Here is a 17,286-nt window from a genome sequence, read left to right as displayed (position 1 = left end):
GATTTTTAACATGCGTTGTCCGTTTTGCGCAGCACAAGACACGCGGGTGATCGACACCCGTCTTGCCGACGACGGCGACCAGGTCAAGCGCCGGCGCGAGTGCGTGGCCTGCAAGGAGCGGTTTACGACGTTCGAAGTGGTGGAATTAACCCTCCCGCGCATCATCAAACGTAACGGTGCCCGGCAGAGTTTCGACGAGCAAAAACTGCGGGCAGGCATGCAGCGCGCACTGGAGAAACGGCCGGTGCAGGTCGATGCGGTCGAAGCCGCGCTGAGCCGGATCAAAAAGGCATTGACGGCCAGAGGCGAGCGGGAAATTCCGGCGCGCGAGCTGGGCGAGATGGTGATGAACGAATTGAAAGCGCTGGACCATGTCGCCTTCGTGCGCTTCGCCTCGGTTTACCGCAGTTTCCAGGATGTCTCCGATTTCACGGCCGTGATCGAAAATTTGCAGAAGCATGACGTCTAGCCAAGACGCCGCTTTTATGGCGCGGGCCTTGAAACTGGCGCAAAACGGTCTTTACACGACCGATCCCAATCCCCACGTCGGCTGCGTGTTGGTCAAACATGGCGAAATCATTGCCGAGGGCTGGACCCAACGCGCCGGTTACGCTCATGCCGAAGTCGACGCCTTAAGCCGGGCCGGCGACGCCCGCGGCGCTACGGCCTATGTCACGCTGGAGCCTTGCAGTCATCAAGGCAAGACCGGACCGTGCACTGATGCGTTGATTGCTGCCGGCGTCAGCAGGGTCGTCGCCGCGATGCAAGACCCGAATCCGCTGGTATCCGGCCGGGGCTTGCAGCAACTCGCCGCGGCCGGTATCGAGGTGGCCTGCGGCGTATTGCAAAGCGAAGCGGAAAATTTGAACCGCGGCTTTTTCAAACGGATGAGCCAAGGTTTGCCGTGGATTCGCAGCAAATTGGCGATGAGTTTGGACGCGCGCACGGCGATGGCTTGCGGAGAAAGCCAGTGGATCACATCGCCGCAGTCGCGGCAGGATGTCCAACGTTGGCGGGCCGCCAGCAGCGCCGTTTTGACCGGAATCGAAACCGTGCTGGCTGACGATCCTTCGCTGAGTGCCAGAGTCGATTTCGATGTCGTGCAACCGGTGAAAGTGGTGCTGGACAGTCGGTTGCGCATTCCGCTGGCGACGCGGATGTTGCAAGATGCCGCGGAAGTCTGGATCGTCACTTCAAGCAGCGACTCGGTGAAGCGGCAGCGACTGCTGGATGCCGGCTACAAGGTATTTCAAGTCGACGCGACAGCCGGACGAACCGATTTGCACCAGGTGTGCAAGTTGCTGGCAGAGCGGCAGATCAACACGGTCTGGGTCGAGGCCGGCGCGACCTTGAACGGCGCTTTGTTGAATAGCGGCCTGGTCGACGAGTGGTTGATTTACATGGCGCCTAGCGTTTTGGGCGACAGTGGGCGCGGCCTGTTCCGGATGCCGGAGTTGCAGCGCCTGCAAGACAAGAAAAAACTTTATTTGGCGGAAGCGCGGCAAGTAGGCCCGGATTTACGGTTGCTGTACCGCCCGCAAGCGATTTCCGATTAGGGGCTAGCCGTTATGAGGACTGTCATTATTTTTACGTTGCCATTGCTTTTGTTGCCGGGCTGGGCCGGCGCCGAGGACGACGAATCGAAAACCTCGAAAACCGTTAAAATCGAAGGCGGCAAATACGTCGGCGAGGAGCACGATATCGAAATTTACGATTATCATAGCGGTGTCTACCAATCGGTAACCGTTTATCGTAAGCCGCAAAAAGCCGATAAAACCCAGGATTCTGCCGCGCAACCGGCGGAGCAGCCGCAAAAACGCTGACGTTCCAACGCCAACCCGAATCATCGAGCGAATACCATGTTTACCGGAATTGTTTTAGCCGTCGGCCAGATCGCGGCGGTTCAACCCAGGGGCGGCGATTGCCGGTTGAGTATCGCCACCGGCAAACTGTCGCTGCGAGACTGCGCGCTCGGCGACAGTATTGCCGTCAACGGCGTCTGCCTGACCGCGGTCGAATTGGCCGAGCATCGCTTCAGTGCCGACGTGTCGAACGAGACGCTGTCGCGCACGACCTTAAGTCAGGCCAAACCGGGCATGCCGGTCAATTTGGAATTGGCCCTGACTCCAAGCAGCCGGCTGGGCGGGCACATCGTCAGCGGTCACGTCGACGGTATCGGCCAAATTCTGGAAAAACGCGCCGACGGCCGCTCCTGGCGCTTCAAATTTAAAGCGCCCGATCCATTGGCCAAGTATATCGCCGAAAAAGGCTCGATTTGCATCGACGGCATTAGTCTGACGGTCAACAGCGTCGACGGCGCCACCTTTGCCGTAAATATCGTGCCGCACACCTTGCAGGAAACCACGCTCGGCCAGGCCGAAGTTGGCGATCGGGTCAATCTGGAAGTCGATCTGCTGGCCCGCTATCTGGAACGCCTGATGCAAGGCGACGCCGCGGCCCGCGGCCGGGGAACCATCACCGAGGCGCTACTTCACGACGCAGGCTTTATCCAATGAACAGCATAGAAGAAATCATCGGCGATCTGCGCCAAGGCAAGATGGTCATCATCATGGACGATGAAGACCGCGAAAACGAAGGCGATTTGTTGATGGCAGCGGAATTCGTTCGGCCGGAAGATATCAATTTCATGGCCAAGTACGGCCGCGGCCTGATCTGTTTGACCTTGACCCGCGAACGTTGCCAGCAATTGCGACTGCCGCTGATGGTCAACGACAACCGAACCCCCTATACCACCAATTTCACCGTGTCGATCGAGGCGGCCGAGGGCGTTACCACCGGCATTTCTGCGGCGGACCGGGCCCTGACGGTGCAAGCCGCCGTTGCCAAACAGGCCCAACCCAGCGATTTGGTCCAGCCGGGCCATATTTTCCCGCTGATGGCCCAGGCCGGCGGCGTGCTGAACCGGGCCGGGCATACCGAAGCCGGTTGCGATCTGGCGCGGTTGGCTGGTGTCGAACCGGCCGCGGTAATCGTCGAAATTCTGAACGACGACGGCTCTATGGCTCGCCGTCCCGACTTGGAGGCGTTTGCCGAACGCCATAATCTGAAAATCGGCACGATTGCCGATTTGATCCATTACCGGATCAAGCACGAAAACACGCTGGAACGCATCAGCGAATGCGCCTATCCGACCGAGTTCGGCGATTTCCGCTTGTACGCCTACCAGGATTGCAACGACGATAACGTCCATCTGGCCTTGGTCATGGGCGACGTGGCCGGTGACGAGCCAGTATTGGTGCGGGTACATGCACGTAACGTGATCGACGATTTGTTGTTCTCCAAACGCAGCGATTGCAGTCTGCCGGTGCGCGAGGCGCTGAAAAATATCGCCGAGGCCGGTCGCGGCGTCCTGGTCCTGATCCGGCAGAAAGAAAACAATAAGGATCTGGTCGAATTGATCCATAGCTACCAAATGCAGGACCACGGCGTCAAACACAGCCGCGATCTCAGCGCCGACGCCGATTGGCGCACCACCGGTGCCGGCTCGCGGATTTTGTCCGACCTGGGCGTGCGCCGACTCAAGGTGATGGGCGCGCAAAAAAAATATATAGGCTTGTCCGGATTCGATCTGGAAGTGGTCGAGCATATCGATGCCGGCAATTGACCGCAGTAATTTCAATCTCTCACTCATCAGGTAAATACATGGCAACAGTCACTACCGTAGAAGGTAATTTTTCGGCGCAAGGCGGCAAGTTTTGTCTCGTCTCTTCGCGCTTCAACAGCTTTATCGTCGAACAACTGGAAGGCGGCGCGATCGATGCATTGGTCCGCCACGGCGCCGACCGCAACGATATTACGCTAGTCAAGGCGCCGGGTGCCTTCGAACTGCCAATGGTGGTGCAACGTATCGCCGCCAGTAAAAAGTATGATGCGATCATCGCCTTGGGCGCCGTGATTCGCGGCGGCACGCCGCATTTCGAATACGTGGCTGGGGAGTGCGTCAAAGGCATTGCCCAAGTGGCATTGCAGTACGATGTCCCGGTTGCATTCGGCGTGTTGACGGTGGATAGCATCGAGCAGGCGATCGAACGCGCCGGCACCAAAGCCGGCAATAAAGGCGCCGAAGCCGCTCTGTCCGCAATCGAAATGGTCAGCCTGTTTAAGGCTCTGAAAGGCAACCAGGGCAATTGATGAGCCAGGCAAAAACCAACGCTAGAAAATGCGCGGTGCAGGCCTTGTACCAGTGGCAGATGTCGGGCGACAGTCTGACCCGGATCGAGACCTATTTTCTGGAAGAAGAGCATTTGAAAGGCGCCCAGAAAACCTATTTCAGCGAACTGTTCCACGGCGTCCCGAAACAACTGGACGTGATCGACGCTGCGTTGGCCGAGTTCGTCGATCGGCCGGTGGAGAAAATCGATCCGGTGGAGCGGGCGATTCTGCGCATTGGCGCCTATGAATTGATCAACCGTCTGGAAACCCCTTACAAGGTCATCATCAACGAGGGCGTCAATCTGGCCAAGGATTTCGGCGCCGACGGCAGCCACAAATACGTCAACGGTATTCTCGATAAAGTGGCGCAGAAGCAGCGCGCGGTGGAAATCGCCGCCAAACAACGCCACAAAACCGGTGACTGATGGCGCTGGGCGAATTCGACCTGATCCGGCGCTTCTTTGCCGGATCGGCGCTGCAACACCCGTTCAATCAACTCGGCATCGGCGACGATTGCGCCTTGCTGAATCTGCCCGATAGCTACCAGATCGCCGTCACCGCCGACACGATGGTCGAGAACGTGCATTTTTTTGCCGATGTCGATCCGAATGCCTTGGGGCATAAAGTATTGGCGGTAAACCTCAGCGATCTGGCGGCGATGGGCGCGGAGCCGTTTGCGGTGACGCTGGCGTTGACCGTGCCGAAAGTCGACGAATTCTGGTTGCAAGCTTTTGCCGATGGTTTTCTGGCCCTGGCTCGGCAATATCGGGTGGATCTGGTCGGCGGCGACACCACCTCCGGACCGCTGACATTGACGGTGCAGGCCATGGGTGCGGTGCCGCGCGGCCAAGCCTTGTTGCGTTCCGGCGCCAGACCCGGCGATTTGGTTTTCGTCAGCGGCCCTATCGGCGACGCCGGCTTGGGGCTCAAGATCAGAAAAGGTTTGCCGGGCCTCAATAATGAACTCGCTTTGCAAAGGATGGACCGGCCGCTGCCGCGAATCGAGACCGGTTTGGCGTTGCGCGGTATCGCCAGCGCATGCATCGATATTTCCGACGGCTTGGCTGCCGACCTGGGCCATATTCTGCAACAAAGCGACGTCGGTGCCGTGCTCGATTGGGACAAGCTGCCGTTGTCGGCTGCGGTGAGCGACTACATCGCAACCAGCTCGGACTGGACGCTGCCGTTGAGCGCCGGCGACGACTATGAACTGTGCTTCACCGTGCCGGCGGCCGCGGCGGCAAAGGTGCCGGCCGGCTGCCACTGCGTCGGTGTCATTGAGGCCGAGCCCGGTCTGCGCATGCGTCGGGCAGGGCGTATCGAAAACATTCAGGCCAGAGGTTATCAGCATTTTGCTTAGAGAATATTACGGAAACAGCCGGTTAAGCGCACGGCAAATCCTCAGCGATCCGGTGTTGTTTTTGGCGTTCGGTTTCGGCTCCGGCCTGTCGAAGTTCATGCCTGGCACGTTCGGTACGGCCGCCGCCATTCCGCTCTATCTACTATTGGTCCAAACCGGCAGCGTCGTTTACGGCTTGGCGACACTGGCAGCAATCGTCGGTGGAGTGGCGATTTGCAGCCGCGCCGCTGACAAACTGCGGGTGCACGATTTCGGCGGCATCGTCTGGGACGAAATCGCCGGCTTCTTGGTGACCATGCTCGGTGTTGCTTTCTCCTGGCAGAGTCTGTTGGCCGGGTTCGCACTATTTCGGCTACTGGATATCCTGAAACCTTGGCCGATCAAATGGCTGGACCGCCATGTCGACGGCGGGCTGGGCATCATGCTGGACGATATCGCCGCGGGTGCTGTGGCCTGCTTGATCTTGCATTATTGGTTCTGACGGACGGCTTAGGCATCCGCCGAATCCATACTTTGCAATTCGGTTCGACGCCAAATACCCCTGCAGGTACGATTGACCCCTGCTTGCCGCCGAGACTAGAATCCATCCGCGGCTACTCGGTCCGAGTCTGCCGCGTCTTCCATTCCGGTCGGCGCATGCCTTATGTTTGTGCCGCAACCGCAACCGATAACAAAAACAATCAGGGGGATAGACATGAATATGAAACTAGTACTTGCCGCTTCCGTCGCCGCACTGCTCAGTGCCGGTAATGCATTGGCAGACCGGGATTTAGGCGACAAAGGCAAAGGCGTTGGCTCCGCCTGCCGGGGCTTGCCTAGCCATGCCGAGTTGAAAGCCGCGCTGAACCAAGCGGTCAGCACGGAAACCAGCGGATTGAATCTGCACATGTGGGCGACTATCGTCAATCGCGATGGCGTGGTCTGCGCTGTGGCATTTTCCGGTAGCAACCGTGCTGCGCAATGGCCGGCTAGCCGGGTAATTTCGGCGCAAAAAGCCAATACTGCCAATTCCTTGAGCCTTGATTCGTCATCGGCCTCTGCCGGATCAGGCAAACCGAACGGATTGGCTTTGTCCACCGCAAATTTATACGCGGCGGTGCAACCTGGCGGTAGCTTGTTTGGGTTGCAGGAGAGCAATCCGGTAGATACCGAGGCGGCTTATGGCGGCAATCAAGGGCTGTACGGTACTCCGGTCGACCCGCTGGTCGGCAAAAAAATCGGCGGCGTCAACGTATTCGGCGGCGGCTTGGGCTTGTATGGCGCCGGGCGCACTCTGGTCGGCGGTATCGGTTTGAGCGGCGATACCTCGTGTGCGGACCACAATATCGCCTGGCGGCTTAGAAATATACTGGGTCTGGATCATGTTCATGGTGTCGGCGGCGTCAGCGGCGATCCGCTGCGTCCGGACAACATCGTTTACGATATCGGTGGCGACGGGAAAAGTGCAGGGGGCTTTGGTCATCCGACCTGCCTGAACTCGACCGACGCGTCCGAATTACCTGCCGGCATTCCTTAATTCTCCCGAGGCAATCCGCTCTTCGTTCTGTTCCAATGGCGACGGTTTCAGCAGATTGCCCATTGTCAGGTGCCGCCGTGGCGGCACCCTTCTCTAAAGCCTTAACCGCTGCTGTTCGACTAGACGGCTACTGCGATCAAGACGAAATGGCGTAACGGCCGACGTAAGGGTTGCTGCGCATTTCGGCGCCGAAGGTCGACATCGGGCCGTGGCCGGGAATGAATTTGATGTCTTCTCCCAGCGGCCAGAGTTTGTTGACGATAGAATCGATCAGGGTTTGGTGGTCGCCTTTCGGAAAATCGGTGCGGCCGATCGAGCCTTTGAACAAGACGTCGCCAACCAGCGCCAGCCGTTCCGTTTCGCTGAAAAACACCACATGGCCGGGGGTATGCCCGGGGCAGTGGATGACCTGTAGTACTTCGTTGCCGACCGTGACCGTGTCGCCGTCGTTAAGCCAGCGCTGCGGCGTGAAGCCGGCCGATTCCGGGAAGCCGAACATGCGGCATTGTTCCGGTAATAATTTGATCCAGAAGTCGTCTTCTCGCTGCGGCCCGATGATCGGTAGCGACAACTTGGCGGCCAATTCCGCCGTGCCGCCGACATGATCCAGATGGCCGTGGGTCAACAGTAAGGCCTCCAGTTCGACTCCTTGCTTTTTTACTTCACTCAGCAACAAATCGATGTCGCCGCCCGGATCGACTAGGGCGGCTTTATGGGTTTGTTCGCAGAAGAGTAGGGTGCAGTTTTGCTGGTAGGCGGTGACGGGGATGATGGTGTAGCGCATGTCAGTAGGGTCCAAAGTTGGCGCCGAACGCAGAGTGGGCCGGCGCCGACGAGCTAGATGTTGAGTAACAGGTGCGCCGGGGCCTCCAGACATTCTTTGATGATGCCGAGGAATTGCACCGCTTCCTTGCCGTCCACCAGGCGATGGTCGTAAGACAAGGCCAGGTACATGATGGGGCGGATCACGATTTCGCCGTTCTCAACCACCGGCCGGTCCTTGATGGCGTGCATGCCTAAAATCGCGCATTGCGGCGGGTTTAAAATCGGTGTGGACAGCATCGAGCCGAAGATGCCGCCATTGGTGATGGTAAAGGTACCGCCGCTGAGGTCTTCGACGCTGATCGAGCCGTTGCGGGCCTTGTTGCTGAAGTCGTGGATGCCTTTTTCGATACCGGCGAAATCGAGCTGATCGGCATCGCGCAAAATCGGCACGATCAGGCCGCGCTGGGTCGTGACGGCGATACCGATGTCGTAATAACCGTGGTAGATGATGTCGCTGCCGTCGATCGAGGCGTTGATGGCCGGGAAGCGTTTCAAGGCTTCTATCGAGGCCTTGACGAAAAACGACATGAAGCCGAGTTTGATATTGTGCTTGGCTTCGAAACGGTCTTTGTATTGGTTGCGCAATTCGATAACCGCTTTCAGGTTGACTTCGTTGAAAGTGGTCAACATTGCGGCGTTTTGTTGGGCCTGCAACAGGCGCTCGGCGACCTTGGCCCGCAATCGGGTCATCGGTACCCGTTGCTCAGGCCGCAAGGCGGCGATGGCCGTCGCCGAAAGCGGAGAATGGCTGGTATCTGCCGTCGGCGCAGCGGCGGCGGGCGCCGGTTCCGGCTGCGCTTGCTGTTCCTGCAAATAGTCCAGTACGTCGCTCTTCAGAATCCGGCCGTGTTTGCCGGAGCCGGCAATCGAGGTCGGGTCGAGTTCGTTTTCGGCCACCAATTTGCGTACCGACGGGCTGAGCGGCGCTTCTTCAGGCTTTGCCGCCGGCGCGGCCGCCTTGGCGCTCTGCGGATCGAGCTTGGCCAGCAACTGGCCGCCGACCACGGTTTCGCCGTCTTGGACGACGATGGTTTCCAACGTTCCGGATTTCGGGGCCGGCACTTCCAGAATCACTTTGTCGGTTTCCAGGTCGGCCAGATTTTCGCCTTCGTTGACCCATTCCCCGGTCTGTTTGTGCCAAGCGACCAGCGTGGCGTCGGACACCGATTCGGGTAGGCTGGGTACCAAAATATCAAAGCTCATGTTTGTTTCCTTCGTTGTTTCCATAGAGAGCGGCATGAACTACCGCACGTTGTTCTTGTAAGTGGGTTTTGTAATTGCCCACGGCCGGTGCTGCGCACGGCGGGCGGCCGGCATAATGAATCGGAATATTGTTATCCACCAAGTCGAAGAAATGGTGTTTGCTTTGGTACCAGGCGCCTTGGTTTTTAGGTTCCTCCTGGCACCAGTAGATTTGTTCCAGATTGGGGAATTTGTCAATCTCCTGTTTGAAACGGTCGTTTGGGAACGGATACAGTTGTTCGATGCGAACGATCGCGACGTGTTGCAGATTGTCGGCGCGGCGGGTCTCCAGCAGGTCGTAGTAAACCTTGCCGGCGCATAGAATCAAGCGGGTGACGTGAAACGGGTCGATATCGTCCAGTTCGCCGATCACGGTCTGAAATTCGCCGTTAACCAATTCGCCCAGCTCCGACACCGCCAGTTTATGGCGCAGCAGGCTTTTCGGACTCATCACAATCAGCGGCTTGCGGTATTCGCGCACCACTTGCCGGCGCAGCAAATGGAAAATTTGGGCCGGGGTGGTCGGTACGCACACCTGGATATTCTGGTCGGCGCATAATTGCAGATAGCGTTCCAGGCGGGCCGAGGAATGCTCGGGGCCTTGGCCTTCGAAACCGTGCGGCAACAGCATTACCAAGCCGCTGAGTTTGCCCCATTTGGTTTCGCCGGAGCTGATGAATTGGTCGATCACGACTTGGGCGCCGTTGGCGAAGTCGCCGAATTGGGCTTCCCAAATTACCAGCTTGTTCGGTTCGGTCGAGCTGTAGCCGTATTCGAAGCCCAGTACGCCGGCTTCCGATAGCAGTGAGTTGAAAATTTGCGCCCGGCCCTGGTTTTCGGCCAAATGCTTCAGCGGTATGTAATTTTCGCCGTTGGCCTGGTTCAGCAGAATGGCGTGGCGGTGGGAAAACGTGCCGCGGCCGATGTCCTGGCCGGTCAGACGCAAGTCGTAACCGTCCATCAACACGGTGGCATAAGCCATGTTTTCGGCAAAGCCCCAATCCATCGGCATTTCTCCGGCCGCCATTTTGTTGCGGTCTTCCATGACCTTAGCCACGCGCGGATGCAATTCGAAACCCTCCGGTAAAGATTGCAGGCGTTGGTTGCAGAACTGAATCCGATCCAGGGATACCGAGGTGTCGGCCGGCATGTCCCAATGTTTGTTCAGAAACCGTTCCCAGCGTGCCGAGTAAGAATAGGCCTTGTTTTCGATAATCGGCCGCGAAACCGGCAAGCCTTCGTTCAACTGCTGCAAATAATGCTGTTCCAGTTGGTGCACGCCGGCCTCGTCGATGACGCCGTCGACGATCAATTTCTGCGCGTAAATTTGCGGCGGCGTCAGGTGGTCGCGAATCGCTTTGTACATCATGGGCTGAGTAGCAGCCGGCTCGTCGGCTTCGTTATGGCCGTGGCGGCGGTAGCAAATCAAATCAATTACCACGTCTTTATGAAAGGTGTTGCGGTAATCCAGCGCAAGTTGGGTGATAAAAATCACGGCCTCCGGATCGTCGCCATTGACGTGGAACACCGGCGCCTGAATCATGTTGGCCACGTCGGTGCAATATAAGGTGGAGCGGGCGTCGAACGGATTGCTGGTGGTGAAGCCGATCTGGTTGTTGATGACGATATGCACGGTGCCGCCGGTGGAAAACGCCCGCGTCTCCGACATGTTCAGCGTCTCCATGACGATGCCCTGGCCGGCAAACGCCGCGTCGCCGTGTATCAAAATCGGCACGATCGCATCGATGCCGCCGACGCCGTGTCGGTCCTGGCGGGCTTTGACCGAACCTTCCACGACCGGGTTGATGATCTCCAGATGCGACGGATTGAAGGCCAACGTCAAGTGAATCGGGCCGCCGGGCGTGGCAATGTTTGACGAGAAACCCTGGTGGTACTTGACGTCGCCGGTCAGTACGCCGGGCGATGAGGTGTGGGTGCCTTCGAATTCGCCGAACAACACGGCAGGGCTTTTGCCGAGTATGTTTATCAAAACATTGAGCCGGCCACGGTGGGCCATGCCGATCACGATTTCCTTCACCTTGTGTTCGCCGGCGCGCTGGATCAACTCGTCCAGAATCGGGATCAGCGACTCGCCGCCTTCAAGCGAAAAACGCTTTTGGCCGACGTATTTGCGGTGCAGGAATTTCTCCAGACCCTCGGCGGCGATTAATAGCTTCAACAGCCAGATGCGCTTTTCCGGATGGCTGGAGAAATCGGGCTTGGCGCCTTCCAACTTGTCTCTGATCCAACGCTTGGATTCGTCGTCGACGATATGCATGTATTCGCTGCCGATACTGCCGCAGTAGATCTCCTTCAAGGTCTGCAGGATGGCTTTCAGCGGCAATCGATCGATGCCGCATAAACCGCCGGTGTCGAAAAGCGTGCTCATATCGGCTTCGGTCAAGCCGTAATACAGCGGCTCGAGATCGGCCGGGACGGTGGGCGAACCGCGTAGCGGGTTGTTGGCGGCGATTTGGTGGCCTTTGACCCGGTAGTGGTTGATCAAACGGGCCACGGCGGATTGCTTCTTCACGCTTTGCTCGGTAAAGCCTTGCATCCGGGCTAGTTTGCCGGGTTCGGCGATAGCCAATTTTTCGAAGCGGTCGACGATGGCGCTGTGCGGGGTGTCTTCGGTCGAGCCGCTACGGATTGCGTCGAAGCGGGCGCGCCAACTCGGGTTTATGGTCTCAGGGGCGTTCAGGTATTGTTCGTACAAGTACTCGACGTAGTGGGCGTTGCCGCCGTACAGCGAGGAAGACTCTTCGAATTCTTTAAGCAGGCTACTCATTGCAAACGTCCTGGTTATCGGCAAGTGGGGTTAATTATGTTAGAGCTAAAATGCTATATTACCAAGCACCGGTTGCAGTTCCGGTTCGCGGTTTTGGCATAGGTTCGGTTTTTATTAATAAGGAAAAGGCATGGCAGATAATAGAGTCGTTATCAAAATAAATTACGATAAATCTAAAACGGCAAAGCCGGCAATCGAGCCGCAGACTATTACTGTTTGGCATACTGGCAGAATCGTTATTGCCTTGGTTTTATTAGTGCTATTTTTGCTGTTTTTGTACTTTATGTTCAGCCGAGCCGACCAAGCCGGCAATACTCAGACCGAACCGGCGGCAAAAGTTCAAGAGCCGGAATCGAATCCGGATTCCGCCGCTATCGTCCCGGAGCGGCCGGCGGCCGAGGCTAAGGATATTAATAATAAGGTAGACGCCAAGGCTGTGCCGCCGTCGCCTGATAACACCAAGGCTGGGCTGCAAGCCAGCAGTCCGGTCGCTATTATTTTCGATCGCCGGGTGATTAGGGCGTCACTGAATACCCGCTTGAAAGACAATGAACCGGATCAACCGGTTCAAGGCGCGTTTGCCGTGGTTAAAGGGAAACCGCTGGAATTGTTTTATTTTACCGAGATTCGAAACCTAGGAGGGCAAGTGTTATTCCACGAGTGGTTGCGAAACAAACAGGTGGTTCAACATAAACAATTGGAATTAAAAGATATGCGCTTCAAGGGGTGGTCCAGTAGAATTTTATCGTATAAGGATGTCGGAGAGTGGCAAGTAAGGTTGTCGGATAAGAAAGGTAAGGTATACTCCGAAGTGAAATTTTTATTATCCGCGGAATAATAGTTTTTTTCGCTAAAAGTTAGTGATAGAATTTGTGCCGTCTTTTCATTAAAGAGGAAAATATGACTGATTTTAATAAACTATCCGAAGCCGAGTTACAAGCCGTTATCGATAATGCCGAAAAAGCCTTGAAAGAAAGGCAGTCTAGTAAACGTAAAGAAGTTATCGCTCAAATTAAGGAATTGGCTGCGTCTATCGGCGTGGTGGTCGATATCCACGATGGCGATAAAAAATCGGAAAGAAAAATTTCCAAAGTGGCGGCGAGATATCGTAACCCGAATAATGCGACGTTGACATGGTCGGGCAGAGGACTGGCGCCGAAATGGATGCAGGAACTGCTAGCCGCGGGCCACGATAAATCCGAATTCGAAATCAAGTAATTTCGGATAGCTGTTGCGTCCACTCCTGTAGGCACTTAGCCACCCAAATTCCGTCGTCCAGTATCAGGTCGTGACCGGCCCAAGGGTGGCTAAGCAAAGGAATATTCCAGCGACTATGGATGGCTTTCGAACATTTCTCGGCGACGATTCTGTCGCCTTTACCGCTCAACAATAACACCGGCGCTTGGTTTCTGTAAGGAGCCGGGCGATAGCGCGACGCTGCGCATAGCTGGCGCAGCGCATTTCTGATCGTGACCGGCCGTTGTTGCTGAATATTCGCCCAGATTGCAGCCAATTCGTGATCGGATTCGCGGCGGTTGCTGGTCAGACGGATAATCGATAACTCTCTGCGGTATATATCCTTTTCCAGCAAAATTTGCAGAAACCGCCGGTAACTCTGCCAGCGCAGCCGGTGGAAGAACGGGCTGAGCCCGGCGAAGCTGGTATTCAGTAGCGCAACGCCGGCGATGTCGTCCGGATAACGCTGCAACCATTCCCAAGCCACCATGCCGCCTAACGACATGGCCAGAATCGTGGTCGGCCGCTCCAATAATCCGTTTGCCGCCGCCCGCTGGCGCACTAATTCGGTAATCAATTCAATCCGTTGCGGACTGGCCTCCCGATGGCAGGTGCCGGCGCCCGGCAAATCCAGGCAGCTTACGCTCGAACCGGGAAAAGCGGATTGCAGCAGGCTGGGAAACTCGCCCCAATGGCCGTTTTCCCGGCACAGGCCGCGTAACAGCAACCAATCCCGACCGACGCCGCTAGCCATACCATAGCTCCAGGGCTCGGCGCCGGTTTTCGTCCGCCTGTTGAGTATCGAGTTTCGCCCATTGCCCTGGATATAACAGGCAACGAAACAGGAAGTCGAACAGCGTTAAATGCCGACGCAATATGCGTTGTTGGCGGTGCGGTAACAGCGGATGGAATAAGCCGTGGCGTTGAAATAAATGGGTCGGGCTTTTCCGCAGCCAGAGCCAGGAACCCATCTCCAACGTTAGGGGTAAAAACAGTTTGCGTTGCCGATAGCGGTCGGTGAAGTCGTCGTACAGGTAATCCCATAAATCGCCGCTGATCACGTATTCCTGGCTCATCGGCTCGATTTTATAAAAATGGTGCGGGTAGCAGCGGTCGAACAAGCGCTTTAAGGCATAGGCATCGGCCAGATCGGGGTAGGGCGTTTGCCTGGACGCGTACGGAAACCACAGGCGGTCGTGAATACCGAAGCCGGAATGCAAGTCGACGGCAATCGCCAGCGGTGCGTCGAACAGATGGCGGTGTACCACCCGGCATAGCGCCTGGGCTTCCTTTTCCATTTTGGATTCGTCGCCGCGGTACCAGGGCAGTTTCGGGCTGAGGCGCTGGCCGCTGTATAAGCGGGTATTGCCGTCGCTTTCGATCGGCGAATTGCGCATCAGGTCCACGCCGCGGCCGTTGCAGCGCGTCCCGCGAAACACGCCGACCGGATTGACCAGCGGCATGAACACGAGGCGGGCTTTACTTAAACGTTGGTTCAATTCTTCGTCCCAGTCCAGCAATTCGCACAGCGTATGGAGATAGGCCAAGATCACTTCGGAACCGATTTTTTCCAGGCCGTGTACGCCGCCGAAGTAGGCCAGCACCGGCACGTCCGCCGCGCTGGAGCCTATCGTCAGGCAGTGGATCGGGAACCGGCGGCCGGCGTGTTCGACGGTTTCGACGATCTCGTACCGGGCACGATTGCCCAAGCGGGCGGCAATCGCTTCCAACTGCTCCAGTTCCGGAAATGAACGTTGTTTCATGGGGCTGTCTGCAGACGGCGCGGCTTAGCCGGCCAACGATTTTTCGATATAACGCTGGCGTTTTTTCGGTGCGATTTTGTCGACTTCGACCATGATCAGGCTGTCGATGCAATTGTTGAAGTCCGGGTCGATGTTGAAATCGATGAAATGGCAGCCTTTATCGACACACAATTCCACGTATTGTTTGTAAAGCGTCGGCACTTTGACGCCGAGTTTTTTCAATTCGCTGTTCAGTACCTTGAAACTGGTCGAGTAGTCGGCATTGAATTCGCTCGCGGCGAAGGCCTGACCGGCCTCGGAAATGACGAACGGCTTGCGTGCTTTGGTTTGATGCGGCTCGGCACCGAATTGCTGGCGGTAAAAGCCGATGATCAATTCTTTGGCGGCGTGCGGGTAGGCGTTGCTGATGCTGACCGGGCCGAACAGGTACTTGATGTCCGACCGTTCCCGCAAATAAGCGCCGATGCCGTACCATAAATAATCCAGACTATGTTGGCCCCAATAACGCGGTTGGACGAAGCTGCGGCCCAGTTCGATGCTGTTGGGCAAGTAGTCGACGAGCTCGCCGCGCAAATCGAACAGGGTTTGCGTGTAAAAACCGTCGATGCCGTGGCTGGCCATGATAGCCGGGCCGTCGCCGATGCGGTAGGCGCCGACGATTTCCAGATCGTTGTCGTCCCACAACACGATGTGGCTGTAATAGATATCGAACTTATCCAAGTCCAGGGCAAGGCCGGTGCCTTCTTCCACGGTGCGGAAGGTCAATTCCCGCAGCCGGGCAATCTCCTGCATCACCGGGCAGTCATCGCGGAACTGGTACAAAAAAATCTTTTTGCCGTCGCGGGTTTCGCCCAATAGGCGGGACTGGAACAAGGCCTTTTTGACCGCCTTGGTATCGGACGGATGCACCACGGTGGCGACGGTATCGAACAGCGGCGCCTTGTTTTTCTTGCCCAGGTTTTGCACATGTTTGCGAAAGCGCTGGCTGAGTTGTTTGTTGGTTTCCGTGCTGTCGGCGAGCGCTTGGAACGGCACCGGCGCACCGACCAGAAATTTGATTTCCTGGCCTTTTTTGTTGAACATTTCCTTGACCAACAACATCGTGCCCAGCGGTTTGTAAAGCGTCGAGGCGCTATAAAACAAGGCCGAATTCTTGGCTTTGATATAAATCGGCAGTACCGGCGACTGGGTTTTGCGCGCCAGTTTGACGAATCCGCTTTGCCAGGCGCCGTCGCGGATACCCTTGGGCGTGATGCGCGAGACTTCTCCGGCCGGAAAAAAAATCACGGCTTCTTCGTTTTCCAACGCGTCGATCATGGTCTTGTACACATCCTTGAACTTCTTTTTTTCGGACAGTACGTCGACCGGCAGGAAGATCGATTGCAACGGTTCCATGTGCGATAACACGCGGTTGGCGACAATGCGTACGTCGGGCCGGACCGAGCGGATCAGTTTGACTAAGGCCAGCCCGTCCAGCGTGCCGATCGGGTGGTTGGCAACGATGATCAGCCGGCCTTCGGCCGGAATGTTGTTATAGGAATCGTTACCGACCTGGTAACTGAAGTTGAAATATTTCAGCAGTTTGTCTAAAAACGCAAAGCCGCGTAAGTGCTGGTTTTTGCGGATCACGTCGTTGAAATCGTCTTCGTGGATCAGCTTTTTCAACGCTTTCACCACCAATGTGTTGTCCTTGCCTAATTTGAAGTCGGGGTAGGTTTCATGCAGTATGCGTTCGGCGTCGATCATCGAATGGAGTCCAGAATAAACGGTATGGCGCGAATTCTAGACAGCGAATATGTCAGAAATGTGTCAATAGATTTGGCCGGCGGGAAACGGAGAATCGGCAGTATGCCGAAAGGCGAGAATGGCCGGCCTATCTTGAGTAAGACAGGCCGGCTTCCGATTATGTCAGCCCAGCTTTAGAAACTTGCCGATAAAACTGATTTGGCAAGGCTGGTGGGTAATTGACGAGGCAATGGTTTTTTGCGGTAAAAAGTAAGAATCGAACAGCGAGACGGCGTCGTGCGATTTTAAATTGGCGAATACTTCGTAACCTTTATGCATAAAAAAATTCTGATTGATCTGTTCGGATAACGTGATCGAATGGGCGGCTAAGGGAGGCTCTGACATGGCGTTCTCCTGGCGGTTGAAAATGGCGAAAACATACGCCGTAATACCGAAAAAGTCTGTTAGCCGAATAGGGTATTTAAATTAAAGATTCTGGCGGTTGGCAAATGTTTGAAACAGTGCGCGGATTTTTTCGATGGCTCAGGGTTTTGGCCGTGCCGAAAGGAGTTTTCCGAAAGCGAATTTTCGGATAGTCGGGATGGTGTTGAAAACAAAGCGTGCCGAGTCCGGCCGCGGCGAAACGCTAGCGCCGCGG

At 56.4% G+C, this 17,286-nt stretch carries 19 protein-coding genes; 12 read left to right on the top strand and 7 right to left on the bottom strand.

What is annotated here, in order from left to right; genetic code table 11:
- The first annotated feature begins 10 nt into the window (after positions 1-10).
- From nrdR to NP603_RS14675, 10 genes are all read left to right on the top strand, one after another.
- Positions 11-469, top strand: a complete 459-nt coding sequence (gene nrdR, locus NP603_RS14720) for a transcriptional regulator NrdR (protein WP_256611676.1) — start codon at positions 11-13, stop codon at positions 467-469.
- Entirely contained in the window at positions 459-1,556 is a 1,098-nt protein-coding gene (gene ribD / locus NP603_RS14715) for a bifunctional diaminohydroxyphosphoribosylaminopyrimidine deaminase/5-amino-6-(5-phosphoribosylamino)uracil reductase RibD (RefSeq protein ID WP_256611675.1), read from the top strand. Before nrdR ends, ribD begins: the two co-directional genes overlap by 11 nt.
- A gap of 12 nt (positions 1,557-1,568) precedes the next feature.
- The gene (locus NP603_RS14710) at positions 1,569-1,823 is read left to right on the top strand and encodes a hypothetical protein (protein ID WP_256611674.1); all 255 of its coding nucleotides are present in this window, start codon (positions 1,569-1,571) and stop codon (positions 1,821-1,823) included.
- A 36-nt stretch (positions 1,824-1,859) separates the two neighbouring features.
- Positions 1,860-2,516 carry a riboflavin synthase gene (locus tag NP603_RS14705; protein WP_256611673.1) on the top strand — a complete coding sequence of 219 codons (657 nt, stop codon included), beginning with the start codon at positions 1,860-1,862 and terminating at the stop codon, positions 2,514-2,516.
- Positions 2,513-3,625 (top strand): bifunctional 3,4-dihydroxy-2-butanone-4-phosphate synthase/GTP cyclohydrolase II, encoded by a 1,113-nt coding sequence (gene ribBA, locus NP603_RS14700; RefSeq protein ID WP_140911210.1) that lies wholly within the window; start codon positions 2,513-2,515, stop codon positions 3,623-3,625. The genes NP603_RS14705 and ribBA overlap by 4 nt, the downstream gene beginning before the upstream one ends.
- A 38-nt stretch (positions 3,626-3,663) precedes the next feature.
- Positions 3,664-4,152, top strand: a complete 489-nt coding sequence (gene ribH, locus NP603_RS14695) for a 6,7-dimethyl-8-ribityllumazine synthase (RefSeq protein ID WP_256611671.1) — start codon at positions 3,664-3,666, stop codon at positions 4,150-4,152.
- Positions 4,152-4,598: a transcription antitermination factor NusB gene (nusB, locus tag NP603_RS14690; RefSeq protein ID WP_064029650.1), complete on the top strand. Its 447-nt coding sequence runs from the start codon at positions 4,152-4,154 to the stop codon at positions 4,596-4,598. Before ribH ends, nusB begins: the two co-directional genes overlap by 1 nt.
- Entirely contained in the window at positions 4,598-5,533 is a 936-nt protein-coding gene (gene thiL / locus NP603_RS14685; RefSeq protein WP_256611670.1) for a thiamine-phosphate kinase, read from the top strand. Before nusB ends, thiL begins: the two co-directional genes overlap by 1 nt.
- Positions 5,526-6,014: a phosphatidylglycerophosphatase A gene (locus NP603_RS14680; protein ID WP_305891444.1), complete on the top strand. Its 489-nt coding sequence runs from the start codon at positions 5,526-5,528 to the stop codon at positions 6,012-6,014. The genes thiL and NP603_RS14680 overlap by 8 nt, the downstream gene beginning before the upstream one ends.
- 213 nt (positions 6,015-6,227) lie before the next feature.
- Positions 6,228-7,049: a heme-binding protein gene (locus NP603_RS14675; RefSeq protein ID WP_256611668.1), complete on the top strand. Its 822-nt coding sequence runs from the start codon at positions 6,228-6,230 to the stop codon at positions 7,047-7,049.
- Positions 7,050-7,185: 136 nt separating this feature from the next.
- Here NP603_RS14675 and NP603_RS14670 read toward each other — a convergent pair whose 3' ends face one another.
- Genes NP603_RS14670 through NP603_RS14660 form a run of 3 tightly spaced genes read right to left on the bottom strand, consistent with a single transcriptional unit; the run spans position 7,186 to position 11,904 of the window.
- Positions 7,186-7,833: an MBL fold metallo-hydrolase gene (locus tag NP603_RS14670; protein ID WP_256611667.1), complete on the bottom strand. Its 648-nt coding sequence runs from the start codon at positions 7,831-7,833 to the stop codon at positions 7,186-7,188.
- 53 nt (positions 7,834-7,886) lie between these two features.
- A complete protein-coding gene (gene odhB / locus NP603_RS14665; protein ID WP_256611666.1) occupies positions 7,887-9,077 on the bottom strand; it encodes a 2-oxoglutarate dehydrogenase complex dihydrolipoyllysine-residue succinyltransferase in 1,191 nt (396 codons plus the stop codon).
- Positions 9,067-11,904 (bottom strand): 2-oxoglutarate dehydrogenase E1 component, encoded by a 2,838-nt coding sequence (locus tag NP603_RS14660; RefSeq protein ID WP_256611665.1) that lies wholly within the window; start codon positions 11,902-11,904, stop codon positions 9,067-9,069. Before NP603_RS14660 ends, odhB begins: the two co-directional genes overlap by 11 nt.
- Positions 11,905-12,034: 130 nt before the next feature.
- On the opposite strand from NP603_RS14660, the gene NP603_RS14655 reads away from it, so the two are divergent.
- Together NP603_RS14655 and NP603_RS14650 are read left to right on the top strand one after the other, a co-directional pair.
- The gene (locus tag NP603_RS14655) at positions 12,035-12,742 is read left to right on the top strand and encodes a DUF2914 domain-containing protein (protein WP_256611664.1); all 708 of its coding nucleotides are present in this window, start codon (positions 12,035-12,037) and stop codon (positions 12,740-12,742) included.
- Between the two features lie 62 nt (positions 12,743-12,804).
- Positions 12,805-13,122: an H-NS histone family protein gene (locus tag NP603_RS14650; protein ID WP_256611663.1), complete on the top strand. Its 318-nt coding sequence runs from the start codon at positions 12,805-12,807 to the stop codon at positions 13,120-13,122.
- Here the strand turns inward: NP603_RS14650 and NP603_RS14645 are convergent.
- From NP603_RS14645 to NP603_RS14630, 4 genes are all read right to left on the bottom strand, one after another.
- The gene (locus tag NP603_RS14645; protein ID WP_256611662.1) at positions 13,115-13,894 is read right to left on the bottom strand and encodes an alpha/beta fold hydrolase; all 780 of its coding nucleotides are present in this window, start codon (positions 13,892-13,894) and stop codon (positions 13,115-13,117) included. The two genes, NP603_RS14650 and NP603_RS14645, sit on opposite strands and share 8 nt — an antisense overlap.
- Positions 13,887-14,903 (bottom strand): M14 family zinc carboxypeptidase, encoded by a 1,017-nt coding sequence (locus NP603_RS14640; RefSeq protein ID WP_256611661.1) that lies wholly within the window; start codon positions 14,901-14,903, stop codon positions 13,887-13,889. The genes NP603_RS14645 and NP603_RS14640 overlap by 8 nt, the downstream gene beginning before the upstream one ends.
- 24 nt (positions 14,904-14,927) lie before the next feature.
- Complete coding sequence (gene olsF, locus NP603_RS14635) at positions 14,928-16,649, bottom strand: bifunctional ornithine lipid synthase OlsF (protein WP_256611660.1); 1,722 nt, start codon at positions 16,647-16,649, stop codon at positions 14,928-14,930.
- Positions 16,650-16,811: 162 nt separating this feature from the next.
- Positions 16,812-17,033 (bottom strand): hypothetical protein, encoded by a 222-nt coding sequence (locus NP603_RS14630; protein WP_256611659.1) that lies wholly within the window; start codon positions 17,031-17,033, stop codon positions 16,812-16,814.
- Positions 17,034-17,286 lie beyond the last annotated feature (253 nt).

The organism is Methylomonas aurea (genome assembly GCF_024505045.1).
Taxonomy (GTDB): Bacteria; Pseudomonadota; Gammaproteobacteria; order Methylococcales; family Methylomonadaceae; genus Methylomonas; species Methylomonas aurea.
The sequence above is the reverse complement of the archived record's forward strand: the minus strand, read 5'-3'. Positions and strand labels throughout refer to the sequence as shown.